5 protein-coding genes are annotated in these 14,236 nt (G+C 62.0%); 3 read left to right on the forward strand and 2 right to left on the reverse strand.

Annotated elements, in window-relative coordinates; all coding sequences use genetic code 11:
• Positions 1–130: 130 nt before the first annotated feature.
• Positions 131–5,743, reverse strand: a complete 5,613-nt coding sequence (locus tag BM321_RS28955) for a putative Ig domain-containing protein (RefSeq protein WP_092446410.1) — start codon at positions 5,741–5,743, stop codon at positions 131–133.
• Between the two features lie 612 nt (positions 5,744–6,355).
• On the opposite strand from BM321_RS28955, the gene BM321_RS28960 reads away from it, so the two are divergent.
• The gene (locus BM321_RS28960) at positions 6,356–6,955 is read left to right on the forward strand and encodes a LysE family translocator (protein ID WP_092446412.1); all 600 of its coding nucleotides are present in this window, start codon (positions 6,356–6,358) and stop codon (positions 6,953–6,955) included.
• Between the two features lie 60 nt (positions 6,956–7,015).
• Here BM321_RS28960 and BM321_RS28965 read toward each other — a convergent pair whose 3' ends face one another.
• Positions 7,016–9,673, reverse strand: coding sequence for an excinuclease ABC subunit UvrA (locus BM321_RS28965; protein ID WP_092446414.1), 2,658 nt, complete (start codon positions 9,671–9,673; stop codon positions 7,016–7,018).
• 447 nt (positions 9,674–10,120) lie between these two features.
• Here BM321_RS28965 and nosP point away from each other — a divergent pair, with 447 nt between their 5' ends.
• Together nosP and nahK are read left to right on the forward strand one after the other, a co-directional pair.
• Positions 10,121–11,284, forward strand: coding sequence for a nitric oxide-sensing protein NosP (gene nosP / locus BM321_RS28970; protein WP_060742609.1), 1,164 nt, complete (start codon positions 10,121–10,123; stop codon positions 11,282–11,284).
• Positions 11,214–13,853 carry a hybrid sensor histidine kinase/response regulator NahK/ErcS' gene (gene nahK, locus BM321_RS28975; protein WP_092446416.1) on the forward strand — a complete coding sequence of 880 codons (2,640 nt, stop codon included), beginning with the start codon at positions 11,214–11,216 and terminating at the stop codon, positions 13,851–13,853. Before nosP ends, nahK begins: the two co-directional genes overlap by 71 nt.
• Positions 13,854–14,236 lie beyond the last annotated feature (383 nt).

Genomic DNA, 14,236 nt, shown 5'->3' on the forward strand with positions numbered 1-14,236 from the left:
TGCCCGAGTGGTATTCGCCCTGCTGAAGAATCAGAGCGAATACTTACCGAAAGGCATTTAGGGGGTAGCCCTGCACCATAGAATCTCCCACAGTTTGATCTGGGCTCAAGCCCCCTTGTGGGGGCTTGATTCAGGCGGTGAAGTCGCTGGCGTGCAGTTCCTTGACACCCACCAGTTCGAATTCGAACTCGGGGGTGGCGTCGGCGTTGGTACTGCCGGAGAGGATGCCATCGACGAAGCGCAACTGGCCGGTGGCGTTGGTGGCGTCGAAGGCATTGCTGCCGATGAAGGTGAAGGCATCGACGGTGGCGGTCGCCGGGTTGGCGTCCAGGCCGGTGAGGTCCAACTTGTCGAACTCCGCGCTCTTGAAACCGTTGATCACATCGCGCAAAGCCCCGACGCCCATGTCCGACAGCGCACCAAACGCGTAGGTGTCCGCGCCCGTGCCACCGGTGAGGTTATCGGTGCCCGCGCCGCCGATCAACCGGTCATCGCCCGAACCGCCCACCAACGTATCGTTGCCTGCACCGCCATCCAGGATGTTCCCCGCGCTGTTACCGGACAGACTGTCGGCATAGGCGCTTCCCGTCAGGTTCTCGATGAATTTCAAGGTATCGAGCCCGGAACCCACCGTGTTTTGTTGCGCAGACGTCGAGAGGTTCACGGTAACGCCGGCCAGGGCTCGCTCGAACGACACCGTATCGCTGCCATCGCGCCCGTCCAGGATGTTGTTGCCGGCGCCGGCGAACAGCGTGTTGTCCAGCGCGTTGCCCGTGCCATTGGCGGTGCCAGTGCTGTCGATATACAGGTTTTCGACATTGTTACCCAAGGTATAGGCGGCCAGGCTGCTGTGCACACTGTCGACGCCTCCCGTCACCGCATTGCTGTTGGTCTCGATCACGCTGTCGTCGGCATTGTCGACAAAGTAACTGTCGTTGCCATCACCACCACTCATGCTGTCGGCCCCGGCGGCGCCATCGAGTACGTTATGGGCGGCGTTGCCGGTGATGAAGTTACGCCGCTCGTTACCGGTGCCGTCGATCTCCGATATGCCGGTGAGTACCAGGTTTTCGAGGTTGGCGCCCAAGGTCCAACTGACCGAAGCCTGCACGGTGTCGATCTGCGAGGCCGAGGTGTTGGTTTCCACCACACTGTCGAACGCGTTGTCGACCACGTAGATGTCGTTGCCATCGCCGCCGGTCATGGTGTCGGCGCCCAGGTCGCCATCGATCGTGTCGTTGCCCGAACTGCCCACCAGGGTATCGTCCTGGTCGGTGCCGGAAATGTGTCCGCCCTGGTTCTGGGCGTTGTCGAAAATGTCCTGCACGCTGTTGTTGTCGTTGGGGTTGCCGTGGAAGCCCAGGTCATCGGCAATGTAGTCGGCCAGGCGCTGGCCGACGATTTCCGCCGATTCTTCGTGCAGGTGCCAGACGTCGTCGGGATACACCAGCGGATCGACTTCGTAGCGCAAGGGCAGGTCGGTGTAGTCCACCGCCAGCTTGACGTCGGCGCGTTCGGCGGCCATGGCCTCCTGGGCGGCGCGGACATAACCGACGCCTTCGACGATGGAGGCAATCTTTTCTTCCGAGTAACCCCGGGCTCGCGCCGCGTCCTGTTCGTAGTGCCCGGTCTCCATCAGGTACACGCTGAAGTTGCCGAACTGGGCGTGCAGGTAATCGAACACTTTCAAGGTTGCAGCCTTGTAGGCCGCTGCCGCCGCGGCCTTGTCCGTGGCGCGAGCGATTTCCTGGGCGGCTTCCTCGCCCTGGCCCCAGATGATGCCCATGGTGACGTTGTCGATCGACTGCAGTTCGGTGCGCTGGTCGCGCAGCAACGTCACCGCCCGCAAGAGTGCCGGCCCGGGTTGGTTGGTGTCCGTCAGCCACCAGCACAGCTGGAGTTCCTCGGGGCTGAGTGTGGACAGGCCGTTGACCGTGCTGCCGCCGACCGCGATGTCGATACCGTTGCCATCGGCATCGGTGAACTGGCTGCGCACGTCGTAGGTGGTGTAGCGGTTCAGGTCATTGACGAGCATCGAGGTGCCGGATTGGTCGTCGTCCTCGGTCATGCGCAGCAGGCGCGCATTGGATTGGCCGAGGGTGGGCAGGTAGAGAATGTCCTGCTGGGCACGTTCGCCGAAGACGAAGTCGCTGGCGGTGAGGGTGTTGAGGTAGTTGCCGTTGAGGGCGATCTCGAAGCGATTGCCATCGGCGTCGGCTTCGGCGGACTTGATGTAGGTCTTGTCGCCGGCCGCGTTCAGGGTCATGTACAACGTGCCGTTGTTGCCATCGCCGAGGCCGAGAAAGCCCAGCCCCGAGACGTCGATTTTGTCGACGCCAACGGTGAAGTCATAAATCGTGTCGGTGGCCGTGACACCACCGGTGTCGTAGTCGCGGTAGCTGTCGGACAGGTTGCTGTAGCGAAACGTGTCGGCGCCATCGCCACCGTACAACGAGTCCCGTCCGGCACCGCCGTCGACGATGTCCGCGCCGGTGCCGGCCTTGATCGTATCGTTGCCGCCGAGGCCGAGGATCAGGTCCGCGCCTGTCGTGCCGTTGAGGGTTTCGGCATTGTTGGTGCCGGTAATGGTGTTGGCGGGTGCATCGGCCACCACCAGGCTGAAGTTGTCGCTGACCGAGGCGCCCGAGGGATCGGTGGCCTTGACCAGAATGTCGTAGTTGCCCGCGGCGGTGCTGGTTGGCGTGCCGCTGAAGGTCAGGCTGGTGGCATTGAAGCTCAGCCAGGCGGGCAGGGCATTGCCGTTGGCGAGGGTCGCGGTATAGGTCAGCACATCCTGGTTGGCGTCGGTGAAACTGTTGCTCGCCACGGTGTATTTGAAGGGCGTGCTTTCACTGGCGTTCTGGTCCAGGAGTGGGGTGGCCACGACCGGGGCCACGTTGCTGGGGTTGGTCTGGTCGGCGAAGACGAAGTGATTGGCGGTCAGGCTGCTGACGAAGTTGCCCGCCATCGAGATCTCGAACCGGTTGCCGTTGGCGTCGACCGTGAGGTCCTTGAGGTAGGTGCGGTTGGTCGACGAACTGTAAGTGACTTGCAGAGTGCCGTTGAGCCCGTTGCCCAGGCCGGTATAGCCGAGGGCCGACACATCGATCTTGTCGGCGGCCACGTCGAAGTCGAGGATCTGGTCACTGGCGCTGGTGGAGCTCGTGCGGTAGCTATCGAGTTTCGAGGTGTAGCGGAACACATCGGCTCCGGTGCCACCGGTAAGCTTGTCGACCCCGGTGCCACCGACCAGGATGTCGTTGCCGGCGCCGCCATTGAGGGTGTCGTTGCCCGCGCCACCGAACAGTTGCTCATTGGCCGCGGTGCCGGTCAGGGTGTCGTTGTTCGGCGTGCCATTGATCACAATGGCTGTAGGGACGTCCTGCACGGCGAGCGTAAAACTGTCACTGACGGTGGCGTTGCTGCCATCGGTGGCCGTGACCTGGATCGAGTAGGTGCCCGACGCGGTGTCGGGAGGCGTGCCGTTGAAGGTGCGGGTGGCGGCATCGAAGGTCAGCCAACTGGGCAGGGGGTCGCCGTTGGCGAGCTTGGCGGTGTAGCTCAGGCTGTCGTTATCCGGATCGGTGAAGCTGGTGGCCGGCACCACGTAGCTGAACGGGGTGTTTTCGGTGGCGTTCTGATCCACCAGCGGCGTAGCCAGCACGGGCGCCTGGTTGGTCGGCGACGTGGTGGCGAAGACGAAGTTGGCGCTGGTCAAGGTATTGAGGTAATTACCGTCCAGTGCCACTTCGAAGCGGTTGCCATTGGCGTCGGCTTCCAGGGATTTGATGTAGGTCTTGGTGCCGGCGCTGTTGAGCACCAGGTACACGGTGTTGTTCTTGCCATCCCCCAGGCCGGTGAACCCCATGGCCGAGAGGTCGATCTTGTCGGCGCTGACGTTGAAGTCGGTGATCAGGTCGCCCAGGTTGGCGCCGCCGGTGTTGTAGTTGCGGTAGCTGTCCAGGCGATTGGCGAACACAAAGGTATCCGCCCCTGCGCCACCGGTGAGGGTGTCCATGCCGGCACCGCCGTCGAGCTTGTCGTCGCCGGCGCCGCCACTGAGGCTGTCATTGCCCGCCAGGCCGAGCAAGGTGTCGGCCGCATCGCTCCCCAGCAACGAGTCGCTGCCACTGGTGCCGGTGATCACCCGGTTGAAGATGAAGTTGCTGGCGGTCAGGGTACTGGCGAGGTTGCCCGAGAGGATCAGCTCGAAGCGATTGCCACTGGCATCGGCGTCGAAATCCTTGATGTAGGTGCGGTTGTTGCTGGCGCTGTAGCTGACCTGCAGGGTGCCGCCACGGCCATTGCCCAACCCGGTGAAGCCGAGGCCGGCGAGGTCGATCTTGTCCTGGGTGACGTCGAAATCGGTGATGGTGTCATCGAAGCTGGTGGTCGCGTTGCGGTAACTGTCCGACTGAGCGACGAACCGGAACGTATCGGCGCCGGTGCCGCCGGTGAGTTTGTCGACGCCCGCGCCACCGACGAGGATGTCGCCACCGGCCGCGCCATTGATGGTGTCGTTGCCCGCGCCGCCATAGAAAATCTCGCTGGCGGCGCTGCCGATCAGGGTGTCGTTGCCCGCCGTGCCTTGTACGGTGGTCATCGGTACGGTGGCGCTGACGTAGCTGCCGTCGCCATAGACCAGCGTGGCGCCCTTGCTGGTGTGGCTGATGGTGTTGGCGATGATGGCGTTGCGGTCGGTGCCGTCTTCATTGCGCTCTGCAACACCGTAGGTCGACAGGTCGCTGCCGCTGATGATGTTGCCCTGGATGAGGTTATCGCTGCCGTTGAAGTACTTGCCGGACACGCCCAGGGTGTCGTCATAGGACTGGATGATGATTTCCGGTACGGCACTGCCCAGGGCGTTGTTGTTGAGGGTGTTATCGATGACGTCGACGTGGTTGCTGCCGTAGATGCGGATCCCGGCACTGGTGTTGTCATGGATGTCGATGCCCGTGACGGTCACTTCGCTGGAGAGCTTGACCAGCACGCCTTCGGCGCCGTTGCCGTACACCTCGCCGCCGGTGATGGTGATGTTGCTGGGCGAGGGAATGTTCTCGCTGCCGCGCTGGACCACGATGCCATTGCCGCCGTTGTCGTAGGCGACGTTATTGGTCATGGTGAAATCGTGGGTGCTGGTGACGACGTTGAAACCGTGGCGGTCGTTGTTATAGGCGATGTTGTTTTCGAAGGTGCTGTCACTGAGGAAGTCGGCGACGAAGCCGTCCAGGCCGTTGCCGTGGGACACGCTGTTCTTGATGACCATGTTGACGGTTTGCTCGTGAGGGTCGAAACCGTACCCGGAGCAATCCTTGATCTCGACGCTGTCGAGGGTCACGTTGGAGTCGTAGCCTTCTTCGCCGGGAATATAGCCGTTGAACCAGCCGTCGACCTTGCCGGTGGTGCTGTCGCGGTTGCCGTCGATGGTGAGGTTGCTCACGCCGAAATCGTGGGTTTCCTCGCCATAGGCCGAGCGGATGATGCCGGTGATCTTGGTGTCGGAGCCATCGGCCAGCTTGACCGTGGTGTCGCCCATGCCGTCGCCGTACAGATAGACGTTGCTCTTGAGCATCAGGCAGCCATCGGAAGGTTCCTCACCACCGGAAACGATGTAGGTGCCGGTGGGCATGTACACCTGCCCACCGCCGGCCGCAGCCGCTGCATCGATCGCACTCTGGATAGCTGCCGTGTCGTCTGTGATGCCATCTCCTTTGGCGCCAAAATTTTGTACGTTGAAAATCATGAGCTTATCTCCGTATCAGGCTTAAACCTCGGTAGACGTCAACATTCCATCGACGACCTTCGTGTTATGACCCAACGGAGCGCAAAAGTTGTGACCGCATATCGGGGAAAGTGTCAAAAAGCCGGACTAACTGATCAGCGGTTATGTGAAGTGCGCGCAGTAGCAACGTTTCGTTGACGCTTTCTCACGCCCGACGCCGCCTACTGTGGGAGCGAGCTTGCTCGCGATAGCGGTGTGGCAGTCCACCTCAATGCAACTGATCCGACGCTATCGCGAGCGAGCTCGCTCCCACAGGGGGTCGTTGGTGTGGCGGACATGCGGTTTCCTTGATTTGGCATCAACCCCCACTCCCGGGGCCGCGGGATGCTGTTCAGCGCGGGCGGCGGCATGTCCCAGGGCCAATTGATGGTGCGCAACGTGGCTATGGCGTTCGACGCATACCTGGGGGGCGGACCAGACGGTTCAGTATTCGCGTACGGTCTGAAGCCATACACATAGCGCTCTACGGAAAAGTGAATCCGTTATTAGCCGCACTTGATGTCATGTGGGAAGATGATGGATCGGTCTTGCCTTGAAGGTCAGTCATAGAGGCTTAAGTTATGGATGAATGCTATGAATTATGTTGTGCTTTCGTTGTTGACCGTGTTGTTGGTGCCGGGGCCGACGAACTCATTGCTGTTTCAAGTCGGTATGAGCAGGGGGCTCAACAAGCTCTCGATGCGCTTCGTGGCAGCCGAATGGTTGGCATACGTTATTCAGATGACGATGTGGGGAGTGTTCATTGACCTGCTGATTACCGATCACTCCTGGGTGGTGATCGCTACCAAGATTTTTGCTGTGTGTTTCTTGTTTTATATTTCCTTGAAGCTTTGGTTTTCGGTAAAAGACCATGCACCAGTCGCAATGACGGGTGTTGCCGTTGCGGATCTGTTCGTGGCAACGCTGACCAATCCTAAAGGGTTGTTTTTTGTTTCCTTCGTTGCGCCGGTGGGCACATTTCTGTCGCTGGATAACTGGCTGTCATTCATTTCGCTATTCTCAGCCATTATTTTCCCGGTAGGGCTTGTATGGATCGCGGCTGGCGCTTTTTGCGGCCGGAAATTTCATGCGCTCGTATCTGGACGATTCTTAAATCGAGGCATTTCTTTGGTCATCGGGCTGTTCGCCTGCGGCATGCTGTTCAATATCGTGGCCCAGGTGGATTTCACCTGACTGCGCTCTGAGGTCTACTGCAAAGCGTTATTCATATGAGGTCCAACTGCGCGCTTACCTTTATTTTTTAAGCGACAACGCCCTTTTCAGGAACGCTGCCGTTCGACTCTCCCGGCATTTCGCCACCGTCGCCGGAGCCCCGCAAACCACCACGTTTCCGCCCTGGGTTCCAGCCCCCGGGCCGATATCGATGACCCAGTCACTCTGCGCCACCACTCGCATGTCATGTTCCACCACAACCACCGTATGACCTTCCTCCACCAGGCGATTCAACTGCACCAGCAAGCGATCCACGTCCTGGGGATGCAGCCCATTGGTCGGCTCATCCAACACATACAAGGTTGCGCCCCGGGCCTTGCGCTGCAGCTCCGTCGCCAGCTTGATCCGCTGGGCTTCGCCGCCGGACAGCTCCGTGGCCGGTTGCCCCAGGCGCAGGTAGCCCAGTCCGATATCTTGCAGCACTTGCAACGAACGCCTGGCCGCCGCTTGTTCGGCAAATACCTCGAGTGCCTGGTTCACGGTCAGTTGCAACACCTGGGAAATGTCCAGATCCTGCCAGCGAACTTCCAGGGTCTGTGGGTTGTAGCGGGCGCCGTGGCAGGTGGGGCAAGGGGCGTACACGCTGGGCATGAACAACAACTCCACGCTGACGAAGCCTTCACCTTCGCAGGTTTCGCAACGCCCCTTGGCGACGTTGAAGGAAAACCGCCCGGCATCGAATCCCAGTGCCTGCGCCTGTTCCGTGGCGGCAAACAGTTTGCGCACGTGGTCGAACAACCCGGTGTAAGTGGCGAGGTTGGAGCGCGGGGTACGGCCGATGGGTTTCTGGTCCACCTGGACCAGGCGCTTGATCGCATCGAGCCCGGCGACAACGCGCCCGGCACTGGTTTGCACGGGTTCGTCTTCCAGGCTTTGCTCGTCGGGTTCGGTGCTGGGGCTGGCCTGGCCCAGGTGCGCGCCGACCAGATCCAGCAGGGCCTGGCTGACGAGGCTGGATTTGCCTGAGCCAGAAATACCGGTTACGGCGGTGAAGCAGCCCAACGGGAAGGCCGCGTTCAGGTTGTCGAGGTTGTTGCGGGTGATGCCTTCCAGGCGCAGCCAATCCTTGGGTGCTCGTGGGCTGCGTGTCGCAGTGTGTTCTTCGTCAAAAAGGTAGGCGCGGGTGCGTGATTCAGGCACTTGGCCAAGGCCTGCCGGCGGACCGCTGTAGAGGATTTTCCCGCCTTGTTCGCCAGCGTCCGGGCCCACGTCGATGAGCCAGTCGGCGCGGCGCATGGTATCGAGGTCATGTTCGACCACAAACACGGAGTTGCCCGCTGCCTTGAGGCGTTGCAGGGCGCCAAACAGCGCTTCGCTATCGGCCGGGTGCAGGCCGGCGGAGGGCTCGTCCAGCACATAGATCACGCCGAACAACTGGGAATTGAGTTGGGTCGCCAGGCGCAGGCGTTGCAGTTCGCCGGACGAAAGCGTCGGCGTGCTGCGTTCCAGGGCGAGGTAGCCCAGGCCCAGGTCGATCAGCGTGACGATCCGTTCCAGCAGCTCGGCGGCGATGCGTTGGGCGGCCAGGCGTTTCTCCAGAGAGAGGTTGGGTGTGTGGCGGGCGTCGGGCCCGCCCACATGGGGATTGTCGCCCCTGGCGGCGCGTTGCTCACGGGCCTCGCGGGTTTGCCGGTGACTGAGGACGTCGCCCGTTTCTTCGGCCTGTGCAAGGTAGTCGGGCGCCAGGACCTGCTTGAGCACCTCGGCCAGTTCGAGCAGCGGCAGGTGCGACAGCTCGGCGATATCCAGGCCGGCAAAGGTCACGGTCAGCGCCTGGCGTTTGAGGCGTTTGCCCTCGCACACCGGGCACGGGCTGGCGCGCATGTATTGCGCCACGCGTTTGCGCATCTGGGCACTTTGGGAATGCATGAAGGTGTGCAGCAAGTAGCGCCGGGCGCCGCTGAACGTGCCTTGGTAACTGGGTTCGAGCTTGCGCTTGAGGGCGGTGCGGGTCTGGGGCGGCGTCAGTCCGGCGTAGACGGGAACGGTAGGGGTTTCTTCGGTGAAGAGAATCCAGTCCCGTTGCTTTTTCGGCAGGTCGCGCCACGGGATGTCGACGTCATACCCCAGGGTCACCAGAATGTCCCGCAGGTTCTGGCCTTGCCAAGCCATGGGCCAGGCAGCCACGGCGCGTTCGCGGATGGTCAGCGAAGGGTCTGGCACCATGGAGGCTTCGGTCACTTCATAGACCCGGCCCAGGCCGTGGCATTCCTGGCAGGCGCCCTGGGGCGTGTTGGGCGAGAAGTCCTCGGCGTAGAGCATGGGCTGGTCGGCCGGGTAGCTGCCGGCGCGGGAGTAAAGCATGCGAATCAGGCTCGACAGGGTGGTGACGCTGCCCACTGATGAACGTGCATTGGGGGTGCCGCGTTGTTGCTGCAAGGCGACTGCCGGCGGCAGGCCCTCGATGCTGTCCACGTCCGGTACGCCCACCTGGTCGATCAGGCGCCGCGCATAAGGCGCGACGGATTCGAAGTAACGACGCTGGGCTTCGGCATAGAGCGTGGAGAAGGCCAGCGACGACTTGCCGGAACCCGACACGCCAGTGAATACCACCAGGGCATCGCGAGGGATGTCCACGTCGACATTCTTGAGGTTGTGTTCGCGGGCGCCACGCACCCGGACGAAACCGGTGGCGTGCGGCAATGAAGAGGCAGTGGCGGGGCCGGAGCTTGCGGGCATGGGGAGTTCCTTGTAGGCGTCTGCTTAATGCGTTAGGGCTTTCAGGCGAAACGGCGTCACGCAGAGCATGGAGCCTGGGTCATAACGTTGACAATTATGCATGCGACCGGGTTCGTCCATTCTCGTGCGATAAAAATTTACGCCGGACAAACGACGTGAGAGCAGTTTCGCAGTTTATCCCGGGCTACGGACCTCCCGATGCCTCGTTCAAAATGGCTCTCTGGATTATTTGTCGCGCTGCTGGCCGGCGCGACGCTTTGTTGGGCGGTGATTTGGCGCCGATGGGCCACTGATGCCCGTGCACCGAACCGCTCTTTTGGTGGCGAGGAAGTTTGTGGAAGCGATCTCATCCCATGGAAGCGTCCACCCGCTACCCAAGTAGCATTCGTGGAGCCGGCGCGGCTTCGTACACTCAGGGCTCCTATCACGCACCCGCCGGAGGCGACGATGCAGCAGGCCCAGAGCGAAGGTGTGGTGAGCGCCATGTCCCAGGCGAGCGACGTCCAGCAGGTGGCCCAGGCGCTGGCGCGGCAGTTGTTGCACCCGCACCTGGGTTTCGTGCTGTTTTTCTGTTCCGCCGAATACGACTTGCCGGCCCTCGGCCAGGCGCTGTCCCAGAGTTTCGGCGGGATTCGCCTGGTGGGCTGCACCAGCGCCGGGGAAATCACCCCCCAGGGTTACGGTCGCAACTGTGTGACGGCGGTGGGTTTCGATCATCGGCACTTTTCCATTGCCGCCGAGCTGATCGGAGAAATGGAACACTTCAGCCTGATCGACGCCCAGCAAATGGTCGAGCGCCTGGCCAGCGGTTGTCGCAGCAACGCCTTGGCGCCGATCAAGGGCCATAGTTTCGCCTTGACCCTGCTCGATGGCCTGTCCAGCCGCGAGGAGATGGTGCTGGCGGCCTTGAGCGCCGCCCTGGGGGACATCCCGCATTTCGGCGGTTCGGCCGGCGATGACAACTACCTGACCCACACCCATGTCTACTTCGAAGGCCAGTTCCACAGTGGCGCGGCCGTGGTGGTGCTGATCAACACCTGGCTGGAATTCGAAGTCTTCACCACCCATCACATCCTGCCTCGACAAGAGAAGCTGGTGGTGACCGGTGCGGACAGCGCCTCGCGACGGGTCTATGAGCTCAACGCCGAACCCGCCGCCGAGGAATACGCCCGGCACATCGGCGTGCCGGTGAGCGCTCTCGACTACCGGGTCTTCGCCGCCCATCCCTTGGCGGTGCGCATCAATGACCAGTATTACGTGCGGGCGATCCAGCAGGTGCACCCGGACTTGAGCCTGAGTTTCTACTGTGCGGTGGAGAACGGCATTGTTCTCACCGCGATGACGCCCGGTCCCCTGCTGCACAACCTGCAAACGCTGTTCGACGGTTTGCAGGCGCGCCTCGGCGACTTGTTGCTGACCATCGGCTGCGATTGCTTCCTCCGGCGCCTGGAGTTGGAAGATCGTGGTGGCCTGGAGCAGATCGGCCAGTTCCTGCGCGAACAACGGGTGATGGGGTTCAACACCTATGGAGAACAGTTCAATGGCATGCACATCAACCAGACGTTCACCGGAGTTGCCATTGCCCGACATCGCGTCCCCGGCCATCGCTGACCTACAGGCCCAGCTCGCCAGCCTGCAGCATGAAAACCGCAAGTTGCGGCGCATCAACGAGGCGCTGATCGAGCGGGTGGAATCCGGCGTCACCCGGGGCAACGACCCCTACGCGGCGTTCCAACACTCGGTGGTACTGGCCGAGCAGGTGCGTGAGCGCACCGATGCCCTGAACCAGGCCATGGCCGAACTCAAGGCTGGCAATCACTTGCTGGGCGAGGCGCGGCTGCGGGCGGAAACCGCCCATCGACACCTGATCGACGCCATCGAAAGCATCTCCGACGCATTTGTGCTGTTCGACGAGCAACAACGCATCGTCCTGTTCAACAGCCGTTTCAAGGCCTTCTGGGCCAACAGCCGGGTAAGGATCATCGCCGGCATGCGTCTGTCCGAGGTCAAGCGCCTGATGACCGCCAACGGGTTGTTCAGCGAGGAACCCCGGGGCCAGGCCGACGAGCATGTGTTGTATCGCTTGCAGAACGGGCGTTGGCTGCAAGTCAGCGAGCGGCCGACCCAGGAAGGCGGGCGGGTGATCCTGTTTACCGACATCACCGACGTCAAGCTCAGCGAAACCGTGCGCCGCGAGCAGGCCATCGCGCAGAAATCCCATTTGTTGCAGCGGGCGGTGGACAACCTGTCCCAGGGCGTGGCGATGGTCAATGCCCAAGGCGTGCTGGAGCTGTGGAACCGGCGCTTCCTCGAACTCAGCGGCCTGGCGCCGGTGGCGGCCCACCGACCGTTCAACGAAGTGATTGCCGACAGTGAGTTGCAACTGCTGACCCCGGCCAGCCGCGACAGCAATGGTCGGCTGATCCACGAATGCGAGCAGCGCCTGTGCGATGGCCGGGTGCTGGAGATCCGCACGCATCCGTTGCCCACCGGCGGCTACGTCAACACCTTCACCGACATCACCGAGCGCTACCAGCACGCCGAGGCGCTGAGCGAAAGCGAGCGCTGGATCCGCCTGATCACCGACCATGTGCCGGCGCTGATCGCTTACCTCAACGCCGACCTGGTCTACGAGTTCACCAATAAGGTCTACGAGCAATGGTATTGCTGGCCCCGTGGCGTGATGCTCGGCCAGAGCCTGCGCGAAGCCCATAGCGAGCAGCATTACCAGCGCCTGGAAACCTACGTGGCCCGGGCGTTGGCGGGTGAGAGCGTGACGTTCGAATTCGCCGAGACCAACATCAACAACCAGGAGCGCTACATGCTGCGCTCCTACGTGCCGAACCGTTTGGCTAATGGGGAAGTGGTCGGGATTTTCGTGCTGATCCGCGACATCACTGAACGCCGCCGCACTGCCGAAGCCTTGCACCAGGCTTACCAGAACCTGGAACAGCGGGTCCAGGAACGCACCGCCGAACTGACCACGCTCAATGACCAGTTGCTGCGCGAAATCGACGAGCGCAGCCGGGTGGAATTGCGCTTGCGCGAAGCCAAGCGCGAGGCCGAGCAGGCCAACCTGTCCAAGACCAAATTCCTCGCGGCGGTCAGCCATGACCTGCTGCAACCGCTCAACGCTGCCCGGTTGTTCACCAGTGCCTTGCTTGAGCGCCGCGAGCCGGTGGCCAACGCGCAACTGGTGCGCAACGTCAGCAATTCGCTGCAGGACGTGGAGAACCTGTTGGGCACCCTGGTGGACATCTCCAAGCTGGACGCCGGGGTGATCAAGGCCGATGTCGCGCCGTTCGGCCTCAGTGAGTTGCTGGACAACCTGGCCGCCGAATACGCCCAGATCGCCCGCAGCGAAGGGTTGGAGCTGCACTTCGTCGGCTGTTCGGTGCTGGTGCGTAGCGACATGCAATTGCTCGCGCGGATCCTGCGTAACCTGCTGAGCAATGCCATTCGCTACACCCCCAGCGGGCGGGTGGTGCTGGGCTGCCGCCGACATCGCCAGCGGGTGTCGATCCAGGTCTGGGACAGCGGCATCGGCATCGCCGAGAACCGCCTGGAGGAAATTTTCCAGGAGTTCAAGCGCGGCGACGTGCAGCGCCCGAACCAGGACCGTGGGTTGGGCCTGGGCCTGGCGATTGTCGAGAAAATTGCCGGGATCCTCGGACACCGGATCCAGGTGCGTTCCTGGCCGGGCAAGGGCTCGATGTTCGCCATCGACGTGCCGCTGAGCGCCACCGCGCCCAAGCCGTTGCCGTGCCTGGACATGAGCGAGCCAATGCTCGAACGACTGCGCGGGGCACGGGTGTGGGTGCTGGATAACGATGCGGCGATCTGCGCCGGCATGCGCACCTTGCTGGAAGGCTGGGGGTGTCGGGTGGTGACCGCGCTGTCGGAACAGGACCTGGCCCGCCAGGTGGACAACTACCACGCCGAGGCGGACCTGCTGATCGCCGACTATCACCTGGACCACGATCAGAACGGCGTCGATGCCGTGGCCCGGATCAACGCCCGCCGGGCCTCACCGATCCCGGCCATGATGATCACCGCCAACTACAGCAACGAACTCAAGCAGCAGATCCGCGAGCGCGGGCACACCCTGATGCACAAGCCGGTGCGGCCGATGAAGCTCAAGATTGCGATGAGTCACCTGTTGGATCCCTCCCGATCTTGAGCCGAACACTGTTGTGGCGAGGGAGCTTGCTCCCGCTGGGCTGCGATATAGGTAGTCCGTTCCTTGCTCCCCCATACTGATACTCGCTGGAGTCCGGTTGTCGCGAGGAAGGAACATGCACCTGCGAGCTACGAATAGGGCTGCAACGCATCTCGATGATTACTGCTTCACCTTCGAGCCCAGCAGGTGCGCTTGCGCCCTCTAACGAACACTCAGGGAAAGCCGGGCACGGCTCTCTATATCGCCTTCGCTGGACGCAAGCATGCATGTTCCTGCATGTACTTTAGCGTCTGTGGAGGTGTGCAATGCAAACGCTCTTGTCTCAGAAATTCACTGCTTATATCGGAATTGATTGGGCCGATACCAAACATGACGTCTGTTTG

It is taken from the genome of Pseudomonas sp. NFIX10 (genome assembly GCF_900111955.1).
Lineage (GTDB): Bacteria > Pseudomonadota > Gammaproteobacteria > Pseudomonadales > Pseudomonadaceae > Aquipseudomonas > Aquipseudomonas fluorescens_AA.